Annotated in this window: 18 protein-coding genes; 5 read left to right on the forward strand and 13 right to left on the reverse strand. The window is 42.2% G+C overall.

The genetic code is table 11. The features are described from left to right. Positions 1–284 precede the first annotated feature (284 nt). Positions 285–1,091, forward strand: a complete 807-nt coding sequence (nadX, locus tag QUF73_06725) for an aspartate dehydrogenase (protein MDM5225905.1) — start codon at positions 285–287, stop codon at positions 1,089–1,091. Positions 1,092–1,120: 29 nt separating this feature from the next. Here nadX and QUF73_06730 read toward each other — a convergent pair whose 3' ends face one another. Together QUF73_06730 and yyaC are read right to left on the reverse strand one after the other, a co-directional pair. Further along, positions 1,121–1,795, reverse strand: coding sequence for a GntR family transcriptional regulator (locus QUF73_06730; GenBank protein ID MDM5225906.1), 675 nt, complete (start codon positions 1,793–1,795; stop codon positions 1,121–1,123). Positions 1,796–1,887: 92 nt separating this feature from the next. Further along, complete coding sequence (yyaC, locus tag QUF73_06735; protein ID MDM5225907.1) at positions 1,888–2,508, reverse strand: spore protease YyaC; 621 nt, start codon at positions 2,506–2,508, stop codon at positions 1,888–1,890. 276 nt (positions 2,509–2,784) lie between these two features. Here yyaC and QUF73_06740 point away from each other — a divergent pair, with 276 nt between their 5' ends. Continuing rightward, positions 2,785–2,934 carry a hypothetical protein gene (locus QUF73_06740; GenBank protein MDM5225908.1) on the forward strand — a complete coding sequence of 50 codons (150 nt, stop codon included), beginning with the start codon at positions 2,785–2,787 and terminating at the stop codon, positions 2,932–2,934. A gap of 39 nt (positions 2,935–2,973) precedes the next feature. On the opposite strand, the gene QUF73_06745 is transcribed toward QUF73_06740, so the two are convergent. After that, the gene (locus QUF73_06745; GenBank protein MDM5225909.1) at positions 2,974–4,101 is read right to left on the reverse strand and encodes a M14 family zinc carboxypeptidase; all 1,128 of its coding nucleotides are present in this window, start codon (positions 4,099–4,101) and stop codon (positions 2,974–2,976) included. 355 nt (positions 4,102–4,456) lie between these two features. Between QUF73_06745 and QUF73_06750 the strand changes: the two genes are divergently transcribed. Further along, a complete protein-coding gene (locus QUF73_06750; GenBank protein ID MDM5225910.1) occupies positions 4,457–5,362 on the forward strand; it encodes a DMT family transporter in 906 nt (301 codons plus the stop codon). A gap of 35 nt (positions 5,363–5,397) precedes the next feature. On the opposite strand, the gene QUF73_06755 is transcribed toward QUF73_06750, so the two are convergent. The 4 genes from QUF73_06755 to QUF73_06770 form a co-directional block, all read right to left on the reverse strand. Then, a complete protein-coding gene (locus QUF73_06755) occupies positions 5,398–6,645 on the reverse strand; it encodes a helix-turn-helix domain-containing protein (GenBank protein MDM5225911.1) in 1,248 nt (415 codons plus the stop codon). A gap of 109 nt (positions 6,646–6,754) precedes the next feature. After that, entirely contained in the window at positions 6,755–10,939 is a 4,185-nt protein-coding gene (locus tag QUF73_06760) for a S8 family serine peptidase (GenBank protein MDM5225912.1), read from the reverse strand. Positions 10,940–11,900: 961 nt separating this feature from the next. After that, positions 11,901–12,845 carry an alpha/beta hydrolase gene (locus QUF73_06765; protein MDM5225913.1) on the reverse strand — a complete coding sequence of 315 codons (945 nt, stop codon included), beginning with the start codon at positions 12,843–12,845 and terminating at the stop codon, positions 11,901–11,903. Positions 12,846–12,913: 68 nt separating this feature from the next. After that, positions 12,914–14,560: an NAD(P)/FAD-dependent oxidoreductase gene (locus QUF73_06770; protein MDM5225914.1), complete on the reverse strand. Its 1,647-nt coding sequence runs from the start codon at positions 14,558–14,560 to the stop codon at positions 12,914–12,916. 174 nt (positions 14,561–14,734) lie between these two features. Here QUF73_06770 and QUF73_06775 point away from each other — a divergent pair, with 174 nt between their 5' ends. Next, positions 14,735–15,430 carry a LuxR C-terminal-related transcriptional regulator gene (locus QUF73_06775; protein ID MDM5225915.1) on the forward strand — a complete coding sequence of 232 codons (696 nt, stop codon included), beginning with the start codon at positions 14,735–14,737 and terminating at the stop codon, positions 15,428–15,430. Between the two features lie 68 nt (positions 15,431–15,498). Here QUF73_06775 and QUF73_06780 read toward each other — a convergent pair whose 3' ends face one another. The 6 genes from QUF73_06780 to QUF73_06805 all read right to left on the reverse strand — a co-directional run bounded on the left by QUF73_06780 (position 15,499) and on the right by QUF73_06805 (position 21,661). Beyond that, positions 15,499–16,773 (reverse strand): L-serine ammonia-lyase, iron-sulfur-dependent, subunit alpha, encoded by a 1,275-nt coding sequence (locus QUF73_06780; protein MDM5225916.1) that lies wholly within the window; start codon positions 16,771–16,773, stop codon positions 15,499–15,501. Positions 16,774–16,913: 140 nt separating this feature from the next. Continuing rightward, the gene (locus QUF73_06785; GenBank protein MDM5225917.1) at positions 16,914–17,261 is read right to left on the reverse strand and encodes a hypothetical protein; all 348 of its coding nucleotides are present in this window, start codon (positions 17,259–17,261) and stop codon (positions 16,914–16,916) included. 116 nt (positions 17,262–17,377) lie between these two features. After that, entirely contained in the window at positions 17,378–18,895 is a 1,518-nt protein-coding gene (opuFB, locus tag QUF73_06790) for an osmoprotectant update ABC transporter permease/substrate-binding subunit OpuFB (protein ID MDM5225918.1), read from the reverse strand. Further along, complete coding sequence (locus QUF73_06795) at positions 18,892–19,845, reverse strand: ABC transporter ATP-binding protein (protein MDM5225919.1); 954 nt, start codon at positions 19,843–19,845, stop codon at positions 18,892–18,894. Before QUF73_06795 ends, opuFB begins: the two co-directional genes overlap by 4 nt. Positions 19,846–20,021: 176 nt before the next feature. Further along, complete coding sequence (locus tag QUF73_06800; protein MDM5225920.1) at positions 20,022–20,318, reverse strand: hypothetical protein; 297 nt, start codon at positions 20,316–20,318, stop codon at positions 20,022–20,024. Between the two features lie 137 nt (positions 20,319–20,455). After that, a complete protein-coding gene (locus QUF73_06805) occupies positions 20,456–21,661 on the reverse strand; it encodes a malic enzyme-like NAD(P)-binding protein (GenBank protein MDM5225921.1) in 1,206 nt (401 codons plus the stop codon). 143 nt (positions 21,662–21,804) lie between these two features. On the opposite strand from QUF73_06805, the gene QUF73_06810 reads away from it, so the two are divergent. After that, positions 21,805–22,698 carry a LysR family transcriptional regulator gene (locus QUF73_06810; protein ID MDM5225922.1) on the forward strand — a complete coding sequence of 298 codons (894 nt, stop codon included), beginning with the start codon at positions 21,805–21,807 and terminating at the stop codon, positions 22,696–22,698. Positions 22,699–22,702 lie beyond the last annotated feature (4 nt).

The following is a 22,702-nucleotide window of genomic DNA, read 5'->3' on the forward strand; positions in this document are numbered from 1 at the left end:
TCCTTCAGAAGATCTTACCGAAAGATCAGCCTCTCTTCCTCTGGTACATGAGAATTTTGACCACCTCCCTTTTTCACTATTTTTAACTTGTATACTATAATAACACTAAAAAAGAGTATTGTGCAAATAATTTTGAAAATTTAGATGTTTTAATATTTTCTATAAAATATATTGCTCTATTAATGGATTTAAGTTAGAATCTAGAATAAAATTGAACAAAGTATATCGTATACCAAATTAAAGACTCCTATTTTTAGGGGTGATCCCATGAAGGAGTGATAAATATGCTTAAAGCTGGAATCATCGGTTATGGAACGCTGGGGAAAACGATTGCAGAATTAATTGAAGCCGGCCATGCCGGCGACGTGGAGTTAAAGTCTGTGCTGGTTAGAAGAATAAAGAGTGCAGATCATGCTGACAAACAAACATTTACTCTTACGTCAGATGAAGCAGAATTTTTTAATGGGGATTTAGATATTATCATAGAGGCAGCGGGTCATCAGGCTTTACATATGTTCGGGGAGAAAGTGCTGGCAAATGGAAGCCATCTTGTAGTGCTTTCCGTTGGAGCATTGGGAGACACCGGTTTTTATGAACAGCTGCAGACTGTGGCCAATCAGGAGAACCGGCAGATCTTTATCCCGTCTGCAGCTATCGCCGGCCTGGACCGGATTGCAGCAGGTGCATTGGGAGAAATTGAAGATATTACCTTAATTACAAGAAAGCATCCGCGAAGCTGGAAAGGTACTATAGCGGAAGAAAAAGTGGATTTACATACGCTGACTGAACCATTTTGTATATACGAAGGGAATGCACGGGAGTCATCCAAGCTGTTTCCGCAGAGCGTGAATGTTTCAGCGGCCCTCAGCCTTGCAGGAATCGGCTTTGAAGATACAAAAGTAAAAGTTTATGCTGATCCAACGATCCAATCGAACACACATACAATCAAGGCAAAAGGTTATTTTGGCGAGGTGGAGATATCCGTCTCGAATGTTCCTTATGAGGAAAATCCAAAATCCAGTCCAATTGTCGCCATGAGTGTAGCCAAGGTTTTAAAGAATTTAACCTCCCCTATCGTGATTGGAGTATAAAAAAATTAAGAAAGGGCTTCTGCTCTTTCTTAATTTTTCTTTTCACTTTGCTGCACCGCTTCAATATATGCTTTTTTGGAGTTTTCAATATGTATTTTGGTCAGATATTCAGCCATTTCCATTTCTTTATTAACGATGGCTTCCATGATTTTTAAATGCTCCTCCATTGACTGCTTTGCCCTGCCAGGATTTTTATGCCCAATTTTAGCAAATGCGCGAATGTAATCGGATAATCCGCTCAGCATCTCATAAAGCTTCACATTTTTGGCAGAGCTATATAGGAGATGATTGAGCTCCCTATGTAATTCAGAAGCATCCTCTTCAGGATTGTTCAGGTATTCCTCGACCTTTCTTATGCTGTCAGTGAATTTGCTTTCCATTTCTTTATCCAGCTTTTGAACAGCCAATTTTGCTGCCAGAACCTCAAGTGATGATAAAATGGTAAACACTTCGATAATTTCCTTTTCGGAAATATCGGCAACAATTACGCCTTTTCTTGGGACTGTCTTAACAAATCCCTGGGATTCCAGGCGGAACAGCGCTTCCCGAATGGGTGTCCTGCTGATGTTTAATCTCTCAGCAAGTTCTCGTTCCACCAGCCGGTCTCCCGCTTTAAATTCTCCGTCCAAAATAAGATCCTTAATATGCAGATAAACCCTCTCGCGTATCGAGATCAGATTATCTTCCGTCCAGTTATTCCCCATCCCTTTCCCTCTTTCTCTTTGGTATCTTTACGCTCATTATAACTTACCTATCGGGGTACAGCAATTTTTTGGCTGATTTACCCAATTCATGTTTACGGAACATTCATTTTTTCAATAACTCCTCTGGAAGTATGGTCATTTGCCGCTACACGTGAAATGATTTCCGCAATGATTTCAGCCAGTTTTAAAACCATGTATAATCTTGTGCTATTTAAGGAATGAACAGGTGATAATGGATCCAGTGTGTTAACAATCGCCTTCAAATGATAATCACCCACACTCGGAAGAGCCCGATTCACTGCATTTCCCGGGATAAACGACCCTTCCCTTATTAAAATATAGCCGATTTGCCGCTCGTCTCCGAGGCATGCATCTATGCCAAATATAAACGGATCATCATGGGTTTCTTTGATTTCTTTAAGTACCTTTTTGATATTCAATGCGTGAACAGGCTCCTGCAAAGTCCCATATACTGGATAGGGAATGTTTTTTTCCTTGAGAATCTTTCCTGCCAATGGCCCAAGAGAGTCTCCTGTTGAGCGGTCAGAACCAATGCACAAAATAACAATTTCCCTGGATGTGCTGTAAAAAATCTGTTCCAGCTTAGATACCATCTTTTCAATTTCCGCTTCTTCCGTTGTTTCTTTAATAGAAAAATAACTGGCTGCTTCGACGGCATTTTTGTTCTGTTTGCTGGATGAAAATGGCCACATATTGGTCCCTCCTTTCCGGTAATCGTTATTTATATTCCAATTGTCTTTATTTAATTGATAATCATTCTTAGTGTATACAAAGAATGCAGCAGTTGTAAATTTTTTTAACCAATATACTATGTCCTAGCCTGACCTTCGGCGATATATCCCCGATATTTTAATATCTTTCTACAATCATACTAGAAGTCCAAGCTTTAGTTCATCTCCTTTTTAGGTTCTTTTGGAGAATACTTTTATTTCCTAATACAAAAAATATTTTTTACGGAGGTGATCAGAATGAAAAAGGATATTAATGAAGGAACTGATAATCGAAACAGCGCTTCCCAGGATGTTTTGATGGATCGGGTGAATCAGGCTTTTGATAAAATGGCAGAGAATGTAAGAGGGATGATTGAAGAAAATGCGGTGAAGAAGAAGAACAGATAAAAAGAAGCTGGCTCCATGACCAGCTCCTTCTTTATTAACTTAAAATCCTGATGATCCCGCAGGAACAATCCCATTATAATCTGTCCAATAGCCTGCTAAAGGATAAGACGGGATGTCATTCCAGCGCTCAGGATCCACTTCATTTACTTCTCCTGTAACATAGCCATATACCAATGATTTTAAAGCTAAATAGTTTTGTTTTGTTAAATATCCGTTCGATTTCTGCCCCAGGCTGCCATCGCTTGAATTCCCTTTTGTTTCAAAAAATACTGCTGGATGGCTGTGATTTTCCGGGTTCAAACCATTATAATTCAATCCCATCATCATAGCAGAAACGACTCCGCCTTTAATGTCGATATCATAGCCTACTTGTTTTTCACTATCAACAATCTGGTAGCGGTCGATATGGGTATAGCCGTATCCGCTCATTTCATCGTAGACATATGCCAGCATCTGCCTTGTCACATCATTGTAGTTTTTGTATGCAGGCAGTGTTGGTCCGTTCGGCGCCAGGGAAATACCGAGTGAAAATGACGTTGCTTCATTTGTTCCATAAACCTGTTTTAATCCTTGATGATGCAAATCGATCGCAAAATCAGGTTTCAATTCTGCCCAATAAGAATAAACGACTTTAGACTCTTTTGCTTTAAAACCGCCTTCAGCTGCCCAATCACGATTCAAATCCAGTAATTGTCCTGTCTCCATAACCTTTGTACCACGGGTATTCATTTCTGCTCCATCCGGATTGTACATTGGAATGAAGTATAGTGTGGACTCTTCCAGAACAGTCTGTACCTCTTTGGAATTGTTGCTCGCATAAGTTTTTAACAGCTGAAGCGCTGCCTCTGTAACCAGCTTTTCATTTCCATGGATTTGAGCTTGAATCCAGATTTTCTTTTCCCCGGTTCCAACCTTGGCTACATAAATGCTTCTTCCCTGCTCTGATTTTCCGAAGCGGTCGAGTGTAAAAACTTCCACCTTCCCCTTGCTTGTCTGTTCAATGCCGTTGAGTGTTTTCACGACATCTTCGTAGGACAGCATGCTGTTAATACTGGTGTTTCCATTTCCAGATGGCCCTCCTGGTACGGTTGCCGCTAAGGAAAGTGTAGAGAACAGCATAACAATAAATGCTGTCAGAAATGCGATTTTCCCTGCCATTTTCTTCATATGTATTTCACCCTTTCTTTAGATCCCCTTTCTTCGGGACTCTAAAGAAATGATAAGGGATGGGCTTGTCCCACGATAGAGAAAAAAGAATGAATTTTCCGCTAATTTCAGAGGTTATTTTTTCAATATTAGTAAAGTCATTGAGAAAAAATAACTGTTTTACACTTTAAATCGATAAAGTATGACAAAAAACAACATATTCCCCTCGTCCTTTTTTCCTAAAGTTAAAATTGATAAATCTTTAATAATAAAATAACTATTTCGCCTTTCGAAAAAGGTGTTATAATACTATTTATAAAATTTTACAGAAATGAAGGCGAGTTGTTTGAAAAAGAGATTATGGCTTATATATGGAATGCTGACTTTGGCTACTGCTACATGGGGCAGCGCTTTTATTGCCGGCAAGTTTGCTGTTCAAAGCTTTGAACCTGCAACAGTTGCTTTTTTGCGGTTTTTGGGAGCTGCCATCCTGCTTTTTCCGCTCATGTGGATCATGGAGAAAGACCGGAAACGACCGAATTTAAGGGATCATGGATTGTTTGCTCTTTTGGGCCTGACCGGAATTGCCCTGTATAATATTTGTTTTTTCCTGGCCACAAAGCATGCGCCAGTGATTAAAAGCTCATTATTTATTGCTTCAAACCCGGTGCTGATCGTCCTTTTATCAGGATTATTCCTAAAAGAAAAAATCACAAAAAATCATATCATTGGAATGGCCGTTGCTTTGACAGGTGTAGTGTTTATTATTACAGATGGCCATTTGCTCACTCTTTTCCAATATGGCTTTGAACCCATTGACTTCGTATTGCTTGGAGCTGTGGTCAGCTGGGCCATCTATAGTGTTGTAGGGAAAGTAGTTTTGAAAAAATTCAGCTCAGTGGAATCCACTACTTATGCAGTTGCCTATGGAACCTTATTTCTATTGCCATTCGCTTCGGCTGAAACATCGTGGATGGATATCCAGCAAGCCAGCATTACGACATGGGCTGCGATTGCCCATATGAGCATTTTTGTTACCGTGGTTTCATTTGTGTTGTATTACAACGGAATTAAAGAGGTCGGTGCGGCCAAGGCCTCCATTTTTATTAATGTGATGCCTGTATCTGCCGTTATCATGGCTACAGCCTTTTTGGGTGAAACGTTCACCATGGCTCATGGAATTGGGGCAGCATTCGTTCTGACTGGTGTTTATATAGGAACAAATGCGAAAATATTTCAGAGAAGGCTGCATAAACAGTCAATGAAAAATGAGACGGCATAACAATGCAGTCTCATTTTTTTCAGCTCGAAAAAAGTCTACTCGTGATCATAATAGCTTTTCTGTTTATGTATAAAAGAACGTGCGAGCTCTATCGCTTTTTGAGCCTCGCCTCTTTCTGAGTAAAAGTGGAAAAGCTTTTTCTCATAATGGTCGATTAAAATGCCATATCCAATTTTTTTAAAGTACGGCAAGGCTGTTTCCTCAATAAATTGATAGTATTGCTGTTCTTCATTTCTCAATAAATGGAGATGAAGCTGAAAATAAATCCAGGTATAAGAATCAGCTGCCTTTGCCCTCTCCATGCCTTCTTCAGCTAATTTTATTAACGCACTGCCGGCCTGAAGTTTTCCTTTATAACAGGTATGAATGTATCCATCTAAAGCAGTTAAATAGTGAGGAGCATTTTCGGCCGTAAGCTTCAGTGCTTCTTCATAAAGGCCTGCTGATTCCCTGTATTTCTTTCGGCGAAAATATTCAAATGCCAGATTATGATAGAGCTTGGATTTTCGGTCACCTGAATTACACGCATCACATAGCTTAATTAACTGTTCATATTTTTCCTTTGTTTCATTAAAATCATGAAGTTCCTTGGCATTTAGCTGAACAATCAGCAGCATTTCTGTGTCGATAATGCGGAGGATGTTTAAGGTTCTTTGAAAATACTGAAGAGCCTTTTTGCCATAATAATAGGCTGTGATATTTGAATGAATGGAATGGTAAGCAATCGCTAAATGATAATAGTATTCTTCATAGTTATACTGATCTCTGTCAATGGAAGCTAAACAGCTGATACAGTCACGGTATTGACCTGTAAGAAAATAATAGATGCCCTGGATATGCTTTAACAGATTCGCATCATGAGGTGAAAAGGCAGCGGAAGTTTTATTAAGATCCGAAATCAATTTTGATGCTGACTCCAAATCACTCACAGATAAATAGTACCTGGCTGACAGCAGGCCATATAGAGTCTGAAAATCAGGCATATGAATCAGTTTTTCAATCTGCAGTTCCTTTTTTATCTGTTCAGATTCCTGTATTCGCTGCATGATCATGCTCTCATGCCATTCATTCAGCCTCTTTGCAAGCTGATGATATCGAAGTATTTCCTCTTCGGGATTAATGCCGAGCCTCCTGGCCAGAAGATGTGTTATTTCTCCGGAGTATTCGGTAATTCCCCGTTCAATTTTACTCAAATGGGTTACCGAACAAATCCCTTCCCCCAGCTGACCCTGAGTTAGACCATCTCTTTCCCTGTAAAACTTAATTATTTTCCCAATGATCATGCTGCACCTCGGTATTAAAGTTTCTATTATTATAGTGAAATCACCAGTGATTTTCTATAGGTTAATAGAAACAGGCAGGAGAAAGTGTCTCCCGCCTTCTTTGCAATTCTTATTTTCCTTTTGGCTCCAATCCAATCATTTTCAGGAAATCTGAAAGGCCTTTTTTCCCGATTGTTTCTTTTGGCTGATTTCCTTTTCCTGCTAATGAGCCTTTCGTTAAGAAATTCCTTTCAATCCATCTAACATCTGTTTCATCGACCACCCCATCCTGATTAATATCGAGATGCGGATTTTCAGGGGCTTCCTTGCCATAATGATCAACAGCTTCTTTCAGATCCCGTATATCAACAATCTGATCCTGGGTAACATCCCCTGCAAGGTTATCTTCAGAGTTAATTCTCACATACAGACCTTGCTGCTCTCCCTCTTTTTCGATGCTTGCCATTACATTCTTATATTCAGCCATATGGCCAGGCACCTCGACGTAGATGGTATAAGCTTCTTTATCTGCTGGTACAATCACTTCAAAGAGGCCCTTGCTGTCCATTGTTCCCTCATATATCTTTCCATTTGCAGCTTTGGCAAAGACCTTTGCCTTAAGCTTGGTAAAATCGTATTTGTTATCAATCCAGCCACCGGAGGTTAAGAAAGCTTCCGGTGCTATATTACCGGTTATTCTTGAATGTGAGGAATTGAATTCAAAATGGTTTAAGCTATATGCCGGAATTTTCTTTTCTCCACTTTCTCCCTGTTTTTTATAAAATAACTCCTTTAAACCAATGGAAGAGTATCTCGAGTAATTTGTATCATCTGCGACCTTAAAAGTAACATCAAGGAATGGCATATCCCCATTGATGCCTTCGAAACCAGCTTTTGAAAGCGCTGCTCCGACCTTTACTCCTGATTGGGAAACAACAGGTTCATCCAATTTAATAGAAATTCCTTCTTCATCAGCAAATTTTTGAAGCTTTGGATTCACCTTAACTTCCTGGAATTCAAAGAAATTGAGGAAAGGCTGTACCTCAAATGAACCTGAAACAAATTTCTTCACATTATTTAAATCAAGGGTCATGGTAATCTCATCATTGAGCGATACACTGTTCTTATCAAATCGGCTGGTCGCATGTTCGGTGCCTTCCTTCATGAACACATATTGAGGACTTGAAAATGTGTTCGCCGCTGTCCCCATATCCCAAGGGAATAGCTTTAACTGATAAGGTCTGGCTTCATATTCTTCCGGCAGCACACCAAATTTTGAAGCGCCATCATCTTCAAGCTTCAGGAATCCGCTAATAAATGGGCTGCCATTTTCATAGTAAGCAGCTGTATTGGTTTTTTGAGTAAAATCCATTCCTTTTGACTGCAGCAGGTCAACTGTTTTATCTGTAATATTTCCATGTACCCAGAATGCGTGATGGCCGTCTTCATCAGTTAACATGCCATCATTTATTTCGATGACTCCCGGTTCAATATCCAGATCCACTTCCGGCGGGGTATTATCTACGATACCGACACTCTCGTAGTGATAACTTTTCCCTTCGGCATCCCGGCTGATCAGATCAAGTACATAATCGCCCTCCGGCAGTTTTTGAATGTAATCGGCTATTGGCTGCTTCTTATTCCCAGTGAATGGATAAACAAGTCCCCTGTGTCCAAAAAAGATCAGGTATTCCTTATCAGGTACTGCCTGGCTGCCGTCATAGCTTCCTACGAGCCCTACAGCCTTGCCTGTTTTGGCATCTTTGACAATCAGGTCGAACGTTTCCATTGGACTTTTAAACTTAAAGACAAAGTGAGAACCTGGTGCATAGTATTGATGAAATGGCGTATCTGTTGTAACAGAAGGTGAGAGCGGCTCGGCATAGGAAATCCCTTTGTCTGTCACTCTTATGGCAAAAGGAATTTGATAGCGGTCATCTGGATTTGCCTGATTAACCACATGAATATAGCCTTCATAGCGGCCGATTTCAGCCGATTTTGGAATGACAATTCCAGCCTTAATTTGTTCTGTTTTCCCTGCTCCGATTGTCAGCGATTCAGGGATATTGACTTTAATTTCATTTTTAATCCCGTCCTGGACGCCTTCCCGGGCTGCATGATATTCCACTTCTACTCTGAATGATTGATCCTGTTTGCTATTATTCGCCACTTGTATGCTTCGGCTGTCCACGATATCCGCATTGTCCAGATAATGGCTGCCGTAGCTGATGGAACCTGTAATCTCATCTACTTGGATGTATTCTCCGTTTTCTATATGATCGGTTTGATCCATTACTTTGAAAGATATGTCCGAATGAACAGCCTGATAGGCATCTACCCGGCCAGCCCCCACTTCATATACTGAGTAATCGCTCTTTAAATCATCAGATGTGTTCATTAGAGCTGTTTTAACAGCAAATGGGTCCATGTCTGGATTTTGCTGAAGCATAAGTGCCGCCACACCCGCGATATGAGGAGTCGCCATAGAGGTTCCATTCAGTCTTGCGTAGGCAGAGCTATAATCATGTCCCTCTTCCGGGTGGTTCATGAATTCCGGATAAGTGGAGAATATGGAGACACCTGGTGCCACAAGATCCGGTTTTATATCATAATTGCTGTTGACAGGCCCTCTTGAGCTGAAGTCTGCAAGAGAATCTCCTTCTGTTTTAACCTCAGCAAGATGATCAAATGTGAGAGATGCTTCAGGATTCCCTTTTAAATAGTCTCCATCTGCTTTCGTAAGCTGGAACGTTGGGATATATCTGGTGTTTTCGCCTATGTAGGCAGGGATTTCACCTTCAGTGTTATTAAAAATGATGACAGCTGCCGCGCCTGCATTTTTGGCATTTTTCACTTTTTCCTCAAATGTCAGCTCTCCGCGTTCAATTAATGCAATTCTGCCAGCTAACTCTTTCCCTGTAAAATCTCCTGGTTTACCCAATCCAGTAAACACAACAGGATACGATTTGCCTTCCAGAATTTTTAAGTCATCAGAAAAATTCTTGGCAAGTAATTTCATAGATTCAAAAACCTTGTCACCTGCACTAGCTTTAAAAGCCGGAATGGAAATGGCTGCATCACTCGCACCTACTGTAATCCCAAACGCACTCGTACCTGGAGATCCAAGCGTCTTTTCACTCGGGCCAGCATTTCCGGCTGCCACAACGGAAACAACACCTGAAAGCATCGCGTTATTAATCGCCACTGAAGTAGGGTATAAAGGATCATTTACACCAGCACCAAGGGATAAATTAATTACGTCCATGCCATCCTCAACAGCTTTATCAATGCCTGCCAGCACTCCATCTGTCGTACCTGAACCATACGGACCGAGAACTCTGTATGCAAATAAATCTACATCAGGCGCCACTCCTTTAACAGCATAATCAACTGCATTATCTTTTTGCGCAGCAATTGTGCCGGAGACATGCGTACCATGGGAAGTATAATAAGCAGAACCATTTAGATACTCAGGCCTATTCGCCGCTTTCCATTCATCATAGGTCGCTTCCATTGGGTCTGCATCATTATTGATAAAATCCCAGCCTTTCACAGATGCAGGATCGACTGCTTTCGGATCTTGTCCGTTTTCTGCACGGTACCCTTGATAAGAATCTGTTAAGTCAGGGTGCGAATAATCAATTCCTGTGTCCAGTACTCCAACCTTGATTCCTTTTCCGGTAACCCCTTCATTGTGAAGCTTATCCACACCGATTTGCGGAATGCTGTCTGCCATCTTCGGCTTCATTTTAGATTGCTCTGCTGAAGGAAGATCCAGCTGGACCTGTGCATTGCTCCAAATTCTTTTTACTGCGTCTGATTGCAGGAGTTCTTCCACCGCTATACCCGGCAGCGTCATGGAAACCCCATTGAATGCATTCTTGTATTCGCGTTTCACTTCAATTTTGCTGGCGTCATACAATGAACTGCTTTTCTTAGCCTTCAGTTTGCCAACATGGGCTTTGAATTCACTGTGGGATTTTTCTACTTTTTCTTTAGCTGAAGAAAGAGAAAGTTTTTTGCCCTTTAAAGCTTCTTTCTTTACCTCCACCTTTGCAGGTGCCTGGTTAAATTCAACAATGATTTCGACCAGCTCAGGAGTGGTTGTATTTACTTCAGGGGAAATAATAAATCCCGGCCCTATCTCAAGCTGTTCTAAAGCATCTCTTTGTTCTTTAGAGAGGCCACTTAAGATTTTTTCCGCTTCGTCCACCGTGATCTCCGGCTTCTGTGCAAGCACATTTAATGGAATGGAAGCAGTAAATAATAAACTTGCAGCTAGAGCCCCTTTTAATAGATTATTGCGTGACTTCATATTTTTCCTCCTGCTCTTTAATTGATAGAAAAGTAAGAATACTTACTATATTCATCTTAAGGGGAGAGATGTGACCAGTAAATTGGGGTAATAAAAGAGGTACATTACTACTAAATTTAATATTTTCAGCTTGTATTTATCTCGAAAATAGGATAAAGAGCATCTTGATAGGCAGGAGAAAAATATAAATTTGGAAGAATGGGATTTTTGATTACCCCAAATGGGCGATGGGGGCCAGTTTGGGGATAACTTTGGTTAATTGGATTTAAGACGAATGTTTCTTTTCCTTACTTCTTTATTTGTCGTCATTTGCGATTCATGGCCACCATTTTCTTTTCCTCGCTTCTGTTTTCGTCGTCATGAACACTCCTTGGCGACCGTTTTCTTTCTCTCGCTTGCATTTTCGTCTTAATGAACTCTCTTTGGCGACCGTTTTCCTTTCCTCCCTTCCGTTTTCGTCTTCCTGAATGCTCTATGGCGACCGTTTTCTTTCTCTCGCTTGCATTTTCGTCGTCATGAACACTTCATGGCGACCGTTTTTCTTTTCTCCCTTCCGTTTTCGTCTTCATGAGCTCTCCATGGCGACCGTTTTCTTTTTCCCGCTTCCGTTTTCGTCGTCATGAACTCTCTATGGCGACCGTTTTCCTTTCCTCCCTTCCGTTTTCGTCATCATAAGCGTTCCATGGCGACCGTTTTCTTTTCCTCCCTTCCGTTTTCGTCTTCATGAATGCTCTATGGCGACCGTTTTCTTTCCCTCGCTTGCATTTTCGTCGTCATAAACACTTCATGGCGACCGTTTTCTTTCTCTCGCTTGCATTTTGTCATCATGAACGCTCTATGGCGACCGTTTTCTTTCCCTTTAGTCGTTATGAACTCTTCAGAAAATCTAGCAAGTAATTAATTTACAAAACTAACACTAAAAAGGACACTTCCAGTCAGAAGTGTCCAATCTAAATATCTATTATTTCGAAGCGACACTGCCCTGGAACACACGCTTTAAAGCCTCTGCCGCCTGCTCAATTGATTTTCTTCCCTGCTCCAGTACACCTGGCATCCAAAAGAATCCATGAATCATGCCGTCATATCGTTTGGCTTCAACCGGGACGCCGGCTTCTTTTAAACGCTCAGCATAGGCTTCACCCTCATCGCGCAGCGGGTCAAATTCTCCCGTTAAAACCAATGCCGGCGGCAGTCCGCTTAGGTCTTTTGCCTGCAGTGGGGAGGCATATGGATTTTTTCCATCCTCTTCATTCCGCAAATAATGATTCCAGAACCATTCCATGCTGTCTTTCGTTAACAGGTAGCCGTCTGCGTTTTCAGTATAGGATACTGTTGCATAGGAATGGTTGGTTACCGGGTAGATCAGCATCTGATAGGCGAGTGAGATTTCGCCTTTGTCTCTAGCCAAAAGGGCAACAACGGCTGCAAGGTTTCCGCCTGCACTATCGCCGCCAACGGCAATGCGGCTTGGATCCACTCCAATGGATGCTGCATTTTCAGCCACCCACTTAACTGCAGCATATGAATCATCCGCAGCGGCAGGGAATTTATGCTCTGGAGCCAGTCTGTAATCTACAGAAATGACCACGCAATTTGCCAGATTCGTTAATAGCCGGCAAGGAACCTCTACTGTCTCCAGGTCACCGATTACCCAGCCGCCGCCGTGATAGTATACGAGCGCAGGAAATGGACCTTCTCCTTTAGGAGTATAAATTCGGACAGGTATCTCTCCTCCCAGTCCCGCAATTTTTCTATTTTCAATCTTCCCTACTTCCTCCGGTTCTCCAGCCAAAGCACTGAAATCTGTGGTAAGGCGGGCTTCCTCGGGTGATAGCTGGCTCATCGGCGGAGCTCCTGCTGCCTCCATCTGTTCCAATAAAAATTTTGCCTGCGGATCTAATGCCATAATTATTTTCCCCCTATTAATATATTTATTGGCAGGGCAGGAGTAATGCCTGCCCTATCTATACCCGCTTAATTCACAGCACTTTTTTCAGAGGCTTTCAGGATAAAACCTTCATAGCCTTTTTCAGCGACTTCATCACAAATCTTTCGGTAGGTTCCAACACCGCCAAGATAGATTTGGAAGCCGCGGGCTTTTCCTTCAATATTGGCACCCATGTACCAGGAGTCTGTTTTGGTAAATAGAGTCTGATCGGCGATTTCACGGCAGTGCTTGCTCCATGTATTTTCCGCCTCTTCTTTTACTTCAATGACAGCCTGGTTTTGTTCGCGCATATAGCTGATGCAATCAAATACCCATTCCACATGCTGCTCAATCGAAACCATCATATTGCTCAATACGGACGGACTCTCAGGTCCGGTCAGCATGAACATGTTCGGGAAACCTGCTGTGCCTAGGCCTAGATAGGTTCGAGTATGTGAGCCGCCAGCCCATTTTTCCTTAAGGGAGACGCCGTCTTTCCCGCGGATATCGATTTTAAACAGCGGTCCAGTCATGGCATCAAATCCTGTTGCAAACACAATCATGTCAAGATCATATTCAGCATCCGCAGTCTTTACCCCTGTTGCGGTAATCTCCTGAATCGGCGCTTCTTTCACATCCACCAGCGATACGTTATCCCGGTTATAGGTCTCGAAATAATCTGTATCAATGATGGTGCGTTTGGTGCCGTAATAGAACCTTGGAAGGAGTTTTTCAGCCACTTCTGGCTTTATGACTGTTTCTCGGATTTTAGAGCGGATGAACTCCGCCACGATGGCATTGGCTTCAGGAGTAATGGACAAGTCATTATATGTGTAAGTAAGATTTAGCAGACCTCCTTTTTGCCAGGCTTCTTCAAAAACTTTTTGCCGTTCTTCAGGAGATTCATCAAACACGGAAATGTTTCTTGGCTCCTCCGGTATGCCGGTAATGGAATGGCGCATTTTTGCTCTGATTTCCCTGTAATTTTTCCGTATATTTTTCAGGTGTTCAGGATCATTCGGCGTATTCCTGGCTGGGCTGCTGTACTGCGGGGTCCGCTGGAATACGGTCAGGTGCTTGGCTTCTTTTGCAATGACAGGGATTGCCTGGATACCGCTGGACCCCGTGCCAATGATGCCAACCCGCCTGCCCTGGAAATCCACTCCTTCATGCGGCCAGTGCCCGGTATGATGCCATTCGCCCTTAAAGTTTTCCAGCCCTTTAAATTTAGGTACATTGGATGCTGACAAGCACCCTACAGCTGTAATAAAATATTGGGCAGAAACTTTTTCACCATTATTTAATTGGATGTCCCACCTATTTTTCTTTTCGTCAAAATGCGCGGATTGCACCCTTGTATTGAACTGCACATCACGCCGCAGATCAAACTTATCTGCTACATAATTTATGTAGCTTAGTATTTCAGGCTGTTCGGCATATTTTGCCGACCAGCTCCATTCTTTCAATAGTTCCTCAGAAAAAGTGTAATTATAGTAGATGCTTTCAACATCGCATCTTGCACCGGGATACCGATTCCAATACCATGTCCCACCGACATTATCGCCTGCTTCAAATACCCGGGTGGAAAAACCGGCCTCCCGCAAACGATGCAGCATATATAATCCAGAAAAACCAGCCCCTACGACGACAGCATCAAAATCCGTGAGAGAGTTCGATTTTTGAAATGATGACATACTTTCTTCCTCCTCATGATATTAATTTAATTGAAAGCGATTACATTTTTCTTTTTAATAAGTGCCTCCTCTCCAGGACTTATATTTTTACTCTATCTTAAGCTTACTATCATTCGTTTGTATTGAATATTCACAATTTTCTATATATAATACCCCTATAAGGAAGGTGTTAATATGGCAATAGAATCTACCATATTGGGCAATATCCAGAATTTAGAAGATGTCGAGAGTCATGAGGAAAAACTGTATAAAATTCTAGAGGTTTATATGAACATTTTTCCTGTTAAAAACGCCTATTTATTCCGGTATTCTCCTTTAGGTTTTATTGGTGAAGGAATCATCGCTATTACGTGCCACGGATTAATACATATCAGAGATATCAGGGATGATATTCGTTCTTTGCCGCTTATTTACTCCGCCCTCTACGAAAGAAAAGCAAAATATTGTTCGGGGATCGAATACCTAAAGCAAATAAACATCAAATACATTACAACTTCCAATGTCAACTCCTTCCTGGCTATCCCCATCTGCTTTGGCGCTGTCCCTATCGGCTATATTTGCACAAACGAATTTGATGATCATGGAAAAATTTCTGATCAGCAGCTCTCTTCTTATACCCAATTTGGTCAGCACATAGGAAAAACCCTTGAAAAAACGGAAGGAAAAGAAGATGCCCGGCTATTAAGCAAAAGAGAAATGGAGGTCATGAAGAGGATTTCCTGGGGTGAAAGCATAAAGGAAATGGCTGATTCCATGTTTATCAGTGAAGTTACCATCAACCAGTATATAAAAACAGCTATCAGGAAACTGGGAGCTCAAAACCGGACACAGGCAATTGCGGAGATGTTTCGACGAGGGATGATTTCGTAATTCGCACATGTTCATTTACCGCACCAAAAAGGCCCTTTTCTTAAAGAGAGAGGGCCTCTTTTGGCTGTTTATTTCTCCATCATCAATTTCAAAATCAGCTCATCCGTATGACGGGTTCCTTCATTTCCTAATTTACAGAAACTCTCGATACTTTTTTCAACATCATCGTGAATAAATCCATCGGTTGATTTGATTTCCTGATCGTTAAGTGCAAGAAGGGCAGACTGCACAGCTACATTGGAACAGGTAGACACTTTCATGGCACAGCCGGCTTTTGCTCCGTCACAGATCATTCCGGATACATTCCCGATTGTGTTTTGAATGGCTGCTTTGATTTGCTGAAGCTGTCCATCCAGCAAATATACGATGGCTGCACTTGCCCCCATACCTGCAGCAGTTACACCGCATAAAGCCGAAAGCCGGCCAAATTTGGATTTTATATGAATGGTAACCAGATGACTGAGTGCCACTGCCCGAATCATTTTTTCCTCTGTAACCTTAAGTCTTTCTGCAGCAGCAACAACTGGAAGTGTGACTGCGATTCCCTGGTTGCCGCTTCCGGTGTTTGCCATAACTGGAAGTGTGGATCCTGCCATTCTCGCATCTGATCCAGCTGCAGCCAAAGACATAGCCGCAGTAGCAATATCATCCGACAAGATGCCCATTTCCACATTCCTCTTTATCGTTTTTCCTACCTTTAAGCCATATTCACCTGATAGGCCTTCCATTCCAATGGCCCGATTGAGCTCAATACTCTTTTTTACAAGTGATAAGGAATTGATTTCCGCACTTAGCACCCATTCATATATCTCCTCAATGGTGAGTGCAATTAATTCATCTTCTTCTGATTGGATTCCTATATTTTCACATCCGCCCTGGTAGATAACCTCGCCATCAACCTCAATTAAAGTAATATTGCTGTGGTTATCAGAGATTACCACTCTCGAAGTCTGCATATCTGTTTTTAATACCGCTTCGATATATAGCCTTTTCGGTGTCTCCGCCTGGAGGGAAGTTACTTTTCCTTCTTCAATAAGTTTGAGAGCCAACAGCTCATCTTCAGGCCCCACTCCCTCTAATACTTCCAGCTTTCTTGCAGGGTCCCCTGCCACAGCGCCGATTGCCGCTGCGAAATCAAGACCATAGGAACTCATGCCGGGAATTCCGACTGATTTTGCATTTTTGATGATGTTTCCGCTCGCTTTTAAGCAAAGCTCTTTTATTTCCCCTTTAGCATGGCTCTTTGCCGTTGCTGCAGCGAGTGCAATCGCAACAGGTTCCGTACATCCAAGGGCAACCACCAGTTCTTTTTCCAGAATTCTTAAGATCTTGTGCTTCTCCATTTTTCATACCCCTAATTGTTTAAAGTAAAAGAATAAACTCTAACTATTATAATCCAAATAGTGAAAAATTAAGAGAGGCAATATTTCCTTACATACTAAAACTCTTTGGAAATTATAAAAATAGGAGCAGCTCTGACTATTTAATCATTGCTGAATAAAGAACTGAGATTCTTCAAAGTATATAATCTTCCAGATACCATAAACAGGCTGTTATAGTTTCTTTGTACATATTCATCAATAATGGTGAGTCCTTTTACAAACCGACTCACCAAATAAATAGAGTACTTTGGATCCCAGACAAAGCGATTGATTCTAAACAGCTCATCTGCGAGGATATGAAACTTAAAGTCTTCAGAAATCAATTTGATTTGCTGTAATTTGTCTGTGTCCATATAAAAGATATTTCTTTCGAGATTTTTATTAATGAACGCAATAAAATCCTTAATATTTTCAGCGAGCAGGTTAGCTTTTTCCATCTCATATTGCATACCATCATCTCCTTAAACACAAGTGCGATTAAGAAATGTGTATGATATTTGGGCATGATTTAAAACAGATCATCATGCAAAAACCGCCCGGATTCCCTCCAGACGGTTTTCGAGGACTATTTCAGAAGCCCCTCCTTCTCCAAATACTCCAGGGCTGTTTCTTCAGCACTTGCCCCTTCAACATTGACTTTATAATTCATTTGACGCATTTCATCGTCACTGATTTTACCGCTCAATTTGTTTAAGGCTCTGACCAATTCGGGATGTTCTTCGGCTGTTTCAGCTCTTAGCAATGGGGCACCCTGGTACGGAGGGAACAGATTCTTGTCATCCTCCAGGACGGTGAGATTATACCTTGCGATTTCACTATCTGTAGAATAAGCGTCCACTAGGTTGATTTCGCCTTTTTCGATGGCTCCATAGCGCAGCTTAGGCTCCATGGTTAAAACAGTCGGAAAATCTACACCATAAAGCTTTTGAATGCCCCGATAGCCATCTTCCCGATCCGAGAATTCAAGAGTGAAGCCTGCTTTTATGTTTTGCTCGACTGCTTTTAGATCTGAAATGGATTGCAGGCTATATTCCTCAGCCAATTGCTCTGGCACTGCCAAAGCATACGTATTATTGTAAGCCATCGGTTCTAACAGCTCCATGTTGAATTGATCCTTCATCCCTTCTCTCGCCTGCTCATAAACCTCTCCACGGTCGGTGCTTACAGCTGTCTCTTTTAAAAATTCAGCAATGGCTGTACCGGTAAACTCAGGATACACATCGATGCTTCCTGACTTAAGCGCATTGAAGACAAACGACGTTTTTCCTAATCCAGGCTGTAATTCCACTTTAAGATCCGTTTCATTTTCAATCAGCAATTTGTACATATTGATAAGGATCTCCGGTTCTGAACCAAGCTTTCCGCCAATGACAAGATTTTCTTCCGATTTATTTGACAGGAAAGGAATCGCCATAACCAATATCATCGCACCAATGAATACCCCCAGCGCAGTGAGTGATCTTTTAAATGACATATCCTCGAAGCGGCGCAGCAGAATATCAAAAAGGATTGCCAATATGGCTGCAGGTATGGCCCCAAGAACGATCAGGGCCGTGTTGTTCCGGTCGATTCCAAGGAGAATCAGTTCTCCCAAGCCTCCTGCTCCAATTAATGCAGCAAGAGTAGCCGTTCCAACGATTAACACCATAGCCGTCCGGATACCGGCCATAATAACAGGCATGGCGAGAGGAAGCTCTACCTTCATGAGCCTTTTCCGCCTGTTCATTCCCATTGCCCTAGCCGCTTCGATAATGGAATCATCTACTTCCTTAATGCCTGTATATGTATTCCTTAGAATGGGCAAAAGGGCATACACGACTAACGCGATAATAGCAGGCACTTTGCCTATTCCGAACAAAGGAATCAAAAGGCCAAGCAAAGCTAGTGAGGGAACAGTCTGCAATACGGCCGTCACGCCAATGATCCCTTCTGCAAATTTTTGTTTGTTAGTCAGATAAATTCCAAGCGGTATTGCAATCAGGACTGCAAAAAACAAAGCAATAAGCGAAATCTGTATATGTTCAATAAGTACACTTAATAATTGCCCTTTCCTTTCATTAAAAACAGAGCTGAAGGTGTTCATGACCTCACCTCTTTCTGTTTGCTGCGAGCCAGCTTACGAATGACGGCCTGCCTGTTGATCATTCCAATGATGGTACCGCCCTCTTCAACAGCAAGTTCTTCATGAGCGGCCAATAAGCTAAGCGTTTCTTCCAATGAAGCCGCGACAGAAATGACTGACCCGTTCTGTTCTGCTTCTGAAATCGGCAGGAGGATTTCATGAAGGCTGAATCCCTCTATGTACGGTACCTGCTCTTCCCCGACAAACTGCCGGACAAATTCGTTTTCCGGATTAGCAAGCAGCTCTTCCGGCGTGCCAATTTGGACGATTTCCCCGTCCTTCATGACGCAAATCCGGTCACCGAGCTTTAAAGCTTCCTTCATATCATGTGTGACAAAGACGATTGTTTTCTTTATTTTTTTCTGAAGATGGATTAGGTCGTCCTGAAGCTTTTCCCTGCTTATGGGATCCAGCGCACTAAAAGGCTCATCCATCAGGATGATGGGCGGATTGGCGGCCAGCGCTCTTGTTACGCCCACTCTTTGTTGCTGTCCCCCTGAGAGTTCATGGGGCTTTCGGCTGCGGTATATGTCAGGCTCCAATCCGACCATTTCCAATAACTCATCAATCCGTTCCTTGATTTTTCCTTGTTCCCAGTTCTTTAGCTCCGGTACGATCGCGATGTTTTCCCCAATTGTCATGTGAGGAAAAAGGGCAACCTGCTGAAGGACATAGCCAATATCCCAGCGGAGCTCATGAATGTCATAGTCACTTATCCTTTTTCCTTTAATGGATATTGTTCCTGACGTCAAAGGAATCAGTCTATTAATCATCTTCAGAACAGTTGTTTTTCCGGAACCGCTCGGACCGATAATTACGAAGAACTCGCCTTCTTTTATATGTAAATTAATTGAATCAACAGCCTGGGTTCCATCCCCATACTGTTTTGACACATTGTCAAATTGAATCATTACTCCACCCCTCTAAAAAGTTCACACCTGGATTATTCCCTAAATATTCTACTGAAAAACAGCCGTGCAGAAGTTTTCTTTTTACCGTTATACCATCATACAGATAGATAGGTTATTTTTCCATTATGGGGTTCTATAAAAAAAGGCAGCCTCCAGCAAATAGAGGCTGCCTGTTATTATGCGAGAGATCTGTTCAGGTTCTTAAAGAGGCCCGGAAAGTCTTTTCTGATTGTTTCACGGATATCTCCAAATGCAAGTTGGCGAATGGGATAGGATTTTACTTTTTTTAGGGTGGAATGCGGGTTGCCTTTAAAGACATTAACTGTCTCTTCTAAAAATCTTTCCTGCTGAAACAGGTTATTGTTACGACTTTCAAAGACTTTGTTTTCTGTTTGCTCATAAATAATGTAATAATCTTCAATGATTTCACCACGGAACATTTCCTGCGTGTCAATTACTTCGTATACTTTCATCTGTATCAATCTCCTTTTTAAATGAATTCAGAGTGACGAAAGTGATAAATTCAATCCCAATGGCAAAACCAGCAGCTTTATATTTTGGATACTATGATTAACTTCTCTTGAACATGCCTCCAAATGCAAAGTTCAGTCTATTGGCTTACTGTTTGGCTCTTTATGATTTCGATCCGGGCAGCACCTGTTTCCTGGGCGGCTTTTACTACTGCATCTCTTACAGCCGGGACAACTCGGCTGTCGAGCGGTCCTGGGATTACATAATCCGGTGATAAGTCTGTAGCATCGATTAATCCAGCGATGGCTTTGACAGCGGCCATCTTCATTTCTTCATTAATTTCAGTAGCCCTTACGTCCAAAGCTCCTCTGAAAATCCCCGGGAATGCGAGGACATTGTTTACCTGGTTCGGCAAATCTGAACGGCCTGTTCCAACCACCTTGGCGCCTGCGGATTTCGCGTCTTCCGGCATGATTTCAGGAACCGGATTGGCCATGGCGAAAATAATGGAATCCTGGCTCATTGTCTGGACCATTTCCTTTGTTAATGCTCCTGCAGATGATACCCCGATAAACACATCAGCGCCGATGATAACATCTTCAAGCGGACCCTGGCGTTTGGCTGGATTGGTGGTTTTTGCCACAGACTCTTTGACAGGGTTCATCCGCTCCTGCCTTCCTTCATAAATCGCTCCCTTTGTATCGCACATGATGATATCTTTTACACCCATATTAAGGAGCAGCTTGATAATCGCGATTCCTGCGGCACCGGCGCCATTGATTACAACTTTTATTTCATTCATTTTTTTATCCACAAGCTTTAGAGCGTTTATTAATCCGGCAGCCGTTACGATTGCTGTTCCATGCTGGTCATCATGAAAGACGGGGATGTTCATTTCCTGCTTCAGGCGTTCTTCAATGTAGAAGCAATTGGGCGCTGCGATATCTTCCAGGTTAATGCCGCCAAACGATGGCTGCAGCAGCCTGACTGTTTTAATAATTTCTTCGGGATCCTTCGTATCAAGGCAAATCGGAACGGAATCAATCCCTGCAAAAGCTTTAAACAGGGCAGCCTTCCCCTCCATGACGGGCATGGAGGCTTCAGGGCCAATATCGCCAAGTCCCAGCACCGAGGTTCCGTCAGAGACAACGGCGATTAAATTGCCTTTTATCGTATAATCATAGACTTTCTCAGGATGGTCATGAATTTTCCGGCACGGCTCTGCCACTCCGGGGGAATAGGCTAAGCTTAAATCCTTCATGCTGTTCAGCGGCATTTTCACATCGACTGTTAACTTCCCTTGAAACTTCTCATGAAGCAATAAAGATTCTTTCTGCAAATCCATCCTAACCATCTCCCCTTATTGAATATTGTTAATTTTCAGTATTACATTGTTGTTGATTATTATATAATGAGTGGTATCCATAAATGAAATACATATAATCTATAATCATTATGCCTTTTGGCTATATGACAGGAGTGAGAACTTTGGATATACGGCATTTAGAATATTTTGCTGAAGTAGCTCAGCACTTAAGCTTCACAAAAGCGTCCCAGACCCTGCATGTTACCCAGCCCTCCATCAGCAAAGCCATAAAAAATCTCGAAGGCGAACTGGGAGTGCCGCTTTTTTACCGGTCATCAAAACAGCTGGAACTAACAGATGCCGGAAAAGCGGTGTTGATCAATGCAAAGAAAGTGCTGGACGCATTTAAAAATCTGACTTTGGAGTTAACAGATGTGACGGAGCTGAAGAGCGGTGAAATCAAGATTGGCATCCCTCCAATTGTAGGAGCTGCTTTTTTTTCGAAGCTCATCAGCCGATATAAAGAAAAATTCCCATTGATCGAAATTAAATTAACAGAGGTCGGCACGAAGAAAATAAAAAAGGGAGTAGACGATGGCACATTGGATATTGGCCTTATTTGCACGGTGCCTGCGCAGGGCAGCAGCTTTGAAATTATTAATGTTTTAAAGGACCCCTTAATGCTGATTGTCCACCGTGAACATCCGCTGGCTTCAAAAAGGGAGGTACACTTTTCACAATTGGCAAATGAGCCCTTTATCCTCTACCGGAAAGATTTCACCCTTTACGACCTGATCATTGAGGAATGCTCGAAAAGCGGATTTCAGCCCAATATCGTCTGTGAAAGCTCACAAAAGGACTTCCTGCTTGGTATGGTTGAAGGAAAACTGGGGATCACTATGCTGCCAAGTAAAATCTGTCAGAATATAAACTGCCAAGACCTCGTGGTTCTGCCAATCTCTGAATCTGCTGTAGATTTGGAGCTCGGAATGATCTGGAAAAAGGATAAGTACTTATCCTTTGCGGTTCGGGAGTTTATCGCCGGTGCGGAGACTTATTTGGAGGAAGGACTATGAAATG

It is taken from the genome of Cytobacillus sp. NJ13 (genome assembly GCA_030348385.1).
In the GTDB taxonomy this organism is placed as follows: Bacteria; Bacillota; Bacilli; order Bacillales; family Cytobacillaceae; genus Cytobacillus.